This is a genomic window from Magnetococcales bacterium (assembly GCA_015228935.1).
Classification (GTDB): Bacteria; Pseudomonadota; Magnetococcia; order Magnetococcales; family DC0425bin3; genus HA3dbin3.
On the sequence record JADGCO010000052.1, the window covers coordinates 1 to 4385 of the forward strand.

Sequence of the window (4385 nt, forward strand, 5' to 3'; positions counted from 1 at the left end):
CCAAACCCCACCAGGGGGAAGGGCGCAGCCCTTCCCCCTGGACCCCCTTCCCAGTTTTTCATTCATTTTTTTTGCAATGGCTTTGCAGACATTTCAAGACCCGTTCCACGGGCGGGAATTCATTGAAGAGAAAGCCATGCGCCTCAAACCAGGCTGAACTCTCCAGGCGTTTTTTTCTTTCCGGATCCCGATACAAGGCACGATCCACCCCCAGAACCAGGGGCAGCGAATCGGAAGCTTTTTCCAGACTCTCCAGACGCTGTTCCAACAAGGCGGCATGCCAACGGTGGAACAATTCCACATGCACCGGATCACCATGGGGTGTCAGGAAGGTCCAATCAGGAATCCAAACCTCCTGTCCCTCCCGATGCAAAATTTCCGCTGCGGATGCCATCTGCCAACCCGGCGGGGCCTGTTCCTGAAACTGCTGACCAAATACCTGAAACTCACGCGGCTGATACCCGGCCAGCCGGGCATAATGCGAACGCAGGGCGGATTTTTCATCCAGGATGAACTGCTGAGGTGGCCGACCCTGCATGCGCACCTCGGCCTCCAGGGTCCACGATTGCAAATCGCAAAAGGCCGGCAAGGCCAGGGCCAGTTGCAACCCGTATTTCCGGTTGCCCTGGAACAGGGAGAGGGGTCCATCGAGATGCAATTGATAACTGGCCTGGCCTGTTTGCCGAATCCGAAAAAGCAACCGGAAAAACCGTAAATATTGGAAAAACCGTCGCAGAGGCACAATGCGACTCTCCCGCAAGGTCACGGTCATGGCCTGGGAAAAAAACAACAATCCCTGTGCCTGCGCCAGGTTGTACCGCTGCAACAGGTCTTCTGCCGTGGGGGCGTCAAAACCCTCCAGGGGCTGGCGAATCGGCAGGTCTGCATACAGACGGGCGGCCACCTGATCCGGGTCCGGACCATAAGGTTCGGTCACCAGACGCCGGTATTGTTCCAGATCCCCCATATCCGGTTGGCGCAACAGTGTGGTGGCCCGTGCCAGAATGGCCACCCTTGCTGCGGCAATTTCGGCATCCGCCTCGCGAAATTGACAACGATCCAATAAAAGTTTATTCAACCCCTTGGCAACCAGGGGCGTGCGTTGGGCATTGATGACCGGTTGGGTCAGTTCGGTGAGATCTTCCAGCCCCTGGCCCAGGTTGTCCCGGTAAATTCCGGTCAACTCTGTGGCCAGATTCAACAACATCTGGTTCTCCACATCGATGAAACGCGGATAGATCCGACCCTGCCGGACCGTAAAACGCAACAGGTCGCGGGTCAGCATGTCGCCCCGCCAGGCGACTTCTGGTAGGCCAGATGCTGCCGTCGCCGCTCACTGGTGAAGGTTTCTGCCGTATCCTCGGAAACGAGTTCATAGAGAATGGCCTGCTTTCCCTCCCTGGGCCGCAAAATCCGTCCCAGTCGCTGGACGTGTTCACGCACCGACCCGGTGCCGGAAACAATGATCCCCACGGCCACATTGGGCACATCCACCCCCTCGTTGAGAACCCGGGAGGTCACCAGGCAATCCACCTCCCCGGCCCGGAACAAATCCAGAAAATGTTTGCGTTCCGAAACCCGGGTTTTGTGGGTGATGACCGGGAGAAAGAAGGTTTCGCCGATGGTATAGGCCGTGGCATTGTCGTCGGTGAAGAGCAACGCCTGTTCTCCCCGATGCTGGCGCAACAGATGCCAGACCGTCCGCAACTTGGCCCGCGATGCCCGTGCCAGACGCTTTTGCATGCGATACGCGGCAAACGCCTCCCTGCCTTCCCGCGACCGGGCACAAACCTGAATGAAGCGTGTCCACCCCTCGGGCGTACTCACCCGCAACCCATTCTCCTGGGCAAATCGTCGATATTGACCATAGGCCGCATCGTAGGCCTGCCGCTCGTCCGGATCCAGGATCACCGGCACCCGCTCCAGCCGGTAGGGTGCCAGATATTTGCCTTCAAGTTCGGTGATTTCACTGCGATGACACACGGCTCCCAACAGATCATACAAATCCGCTTCGTGACCATCGGTGCGTTCCGGGGTGGCGGTCAGCCCCAGCCGGAACGGGGCAATGCTCATGATGGCCACCTGGCGGGTGGATGGAGCCGGCAGGTGGTGACACTCATCACAAATCAGGAATCCAAACCGGTTGCCCAACCGCTCCAGATGAATCAAGGCGGATTCATACGTGCTGACGGTCATGGGGTGCTGGACATGATCGCCTCCCCCCCAGAGTCCAATTTCCGTGGCAAAGGCACGGTGCAACTGTTCGTACCACTGGTGCATGAGGTCGATGGTGGGGACCAGGATCAGGGTGTCCCGTTGCACCTGTTCGATGGCCAGACGTGCCACCAGGGTCTTGCCGGCCCCGGTGGGAAGGACGACCACCCCTTTTTTGCCCGCTGCCAGCCAGGTACGCAAACTTTCGCTCTGATGGGGGCGTGGCTGGTGTTCATCCCGGGTCCGAAAGTCCCGTTGCTCAAACCCCCTGGCCAGGTCCTGATAGGGAATTTTTGCCCGGTGCAAGGTCAGAACAATGGGTCCATAATGGCGTCCTTCGGCCCGATAACAGCCAACCCGCTCATCCCATTCTACATAGGTGGCCACCAGGGCCGCTTCGGTCGGTGTGGCAACAATTTTCAGGGTACCCAGGTCAAAGGCAATCTGTATCATGGCAACCCATCAGAAGAGTCGAAAAATGGATCCGGCACGAGAATACCAGAAGAACCGCCACCGGATAAGGGCTTGCCAGATATTTCAGGTCGAAATGAATCCGCGAATGGCATCACATGCATGACAACAATTGCCCAACTCGGAAACATAAAAATCAGTGTTTACGCTGATGACCATCCTCCACCACATTTTCATGTAACATCCCCCGATGCAGACGCAATCGTGCGCATCAGGGACATGGTTGTCATGGGATGTGACGGATTGCATGCAGACATCAAGGTTGCCATGAAATGGGCCAAACATCATCGGGAAAAGATTCTGTTGACCTGGATCTACATGAATGGATAGAGGAAACATTATGAACATGCAACGTATCGCATCCGTTCGCGCCATCCCGGGAACGCTTTCCCTGGTCGTGACCTGGCAGAATGGTACGAAAAACCTGGTTGACATGACATCTGTCATTCGACGCTCCGCACCACTCCAGCACCTGGCAGACACAACAAAATTTGCCGAAGTTGCCGTGATCGACTGGGGTTGTGCCATTGGTTGGCACGGCGACCTGGGATATGGTGCGGATACCCTTCTTGAACACATCCACCAACAAACGACGAATCACCCACAAACCATGCATGCAGCCGTATGAAAGTCAATATACTCGAAACCCGGGATGCCTATCGCGGATATTTTCACCTGCAACAGGTCCGTTTGCAGTATGAGCGCTTCGACGGTTCCATGAGCCGTGAAATCATTCTGGAGGCCATACGCCGCATGGACGCGGTGGCGGTGCTGCTTTATGACCCATGGGCGGATGTGGTGGCCATGGTCACGCAGTTTCGCCTGGGACCCTACTTCAACGAAACCAGGGGGTGGAGCCTGGAAGTGGTGGCTGGCCTGATGGATACCGGCGATGCCGACCCGGAAACCGCTGCCCGGCGCGAAACCCGGGAAGAGACGGGGATCACCGTGCATGCCTTGCACCCCATCATCCGTTATTATCTGGCTCCCAACAGCAGTACCGAAGCCATCCATCTGTATCTGGGCGTATTTGACAGTCGCATTCCCCCCGAAGGCGGCGGTGGTCTGGAAGAAGAAAACGAGAATATACGTCTCCTGATGGTTCCGTATGAAAGTTTGCAAAAACGGCTCCAGGATGGGGAGATCAACAATGCCACCTCCATCATTGCCGTCCAGTGGCTGCACATGCATCGGGATCGGTTGCGGGAACAGATTGATTCTGGACCGGTTGGGTCATGATCGACTTTCCGCAAACTGGCGGATCACCTCCAGCAATTTTTTCTTGCTGATCGGTTTGATCAGGAAGGCATCACAACCGGCTGCGCGGCTGCGTTCCACCTCTCCCTCCAGGGCATGGGCAGTCAGGGTCACGATGGGCAACCGCGGTTTCCGGGTCTCCGCCTCCCATTGACGAATCAACCGGGTGGCCGAATAACCATCCATGACCGGCATTTGTACATCCATGAATACCAGGTCAAAGGTATTCTCCATGATGAGCTGCACAGCCTCCTCACCGTGAATGGCCAGGATCAATTCATGAGGCGTTTTTTTCAGGTAGGTCTGGACCAACAAGCGATTGTCTTCCGCATCGTCCACCAGCAGAATGCGCAAGGTGGAACCACCGGTGACAATCGGGGCAGCCTTGGGTTCGGGGGCCAGAGGAGTGGCTTCGGAAACTACCGATGTGGATTCAGGAACCA

Annotated in this window: 6 protein-coding genes; 3 read left to right on the forward strand and 3 right to left on the reverse strand. The window is 56.7% G+C overall.

What is annotated here, in order from left to right; genetic code table 11:
• Positions 1–58: 58 nt before the first annotated feature.
• A complete protein-coding gene (locus tag HQL65_12735; protein MBF0137099.1) occupies positions 59–1285 on the reverse strand; it encodes a DUF790 family protein in 1227 nt (408 codons plus the stop codon).
• Positions 1279–2667 (reverse strand): DEAD/DEAH box helicase family protein, encoded by a 1389-nt coding sequence (locus HQL65_12740; protein MBF0137100.1) that lies wholly within the window; start codon positions 2665–2667, stop codon positions 1279–1281. Before HQL65_12740 ends, HQL65_12735 begins: the two co-directional genes overlap by 7 nt.
• A 120-nt stretch (positions 2668–2787) precedes the next feature.
• Between HQL65_12740 and HQL65_12745 the strand changes: the two genes are divergently transcribed.
• The 3 genes from HQL65_12745 to HQL65_12755 are packed head-to-tail and all read left to right on the forward strand — an operon-like array spanning position 2788 to position 3924.
• Complete coding sequence (locus HQL65_12745; GenBank protein MBF0137101.1) at positions 2788–3015, forward strand: DUF4160 domain-containing protein; 228 nt, start codon at positions 2788–2790, stop codon at positions 3013–3015.
• Between the two features lie 10 nt (positions 3016–3025).
• Positions 3026–3313 carry a DUF2442 domain-containing protein gene (locus HQL65_12750; protein ID MBF0137102.1) on the forward strand — a complete coding sequence of 96 codons (288 nt, stop codon included), beginning with the start codon at positions 3026–3028 and terminating at the stop codon, positions 3311–3313.
• Positions 3310–3924 (forward strand): NUDIX domain-containing protein, encoded by a 615-nt coding sequence (locus HQL65_12755; protein ID MBF0137103.1) that lies wholly within the window; start codon positions 3310–3312, stop codon positions 3922–3924. The genes HQL65_12750 and HQL65_12755 overlap by 4 nt, the downstream gene beginning before the upstream one ends.
• On the opposite strand, the gene HQL65_12760 is transcribed toward HQL65_12755, so the two are convergent.
• Positions 3919–4385, reverse strand: a 467-nt coding sequence (locus HQL65_12760; protein MBF0137104.1) for a response regulator, incomplete at its 5' end; no start/stop codon positions are given. The genes HQL65_12755 and HQL65_12760 overlap by 6 nt on opposite strands.

Bases quoted from the DNA above. Each gene is read 5' to 3' on its own strand.
- HQL65_12735 (MBF0137099.1), bottom strand. From the start codon at position 1,285: ATGCTGACCCGCGACCTGTTGCGTTTTACGGTCCGGCAGGGTCGGATC.
- HQL65_12740 (MBF0137100.1), bottom strand. From the start codon at position 2,667: ATGATACAGATTGCCTTTGACCTGGGTACCCTGAAAATTGTTGCCACA.
- HQL65_12745 (MBF0137101.1), top strand. From the start codon at position 2,788: ATGACAACAATTGCCCAACTCGGAAACATAAAAATCAGTGTTTACGCT.
- HQL65_12750 (MBF0137102.1), top strand. From the start codon at position 3,026: ATGAACATGCAACGTATCGCATCCGTTCGCGCCATCCCGGGAACGCTT.
- HQL65_12755 (MBF0137103.1), top strand. From the start codon at position 3,310: ATGAAAGTCAATATACTCGAAACCCGGGATGCCTATCGCGGATATTTT.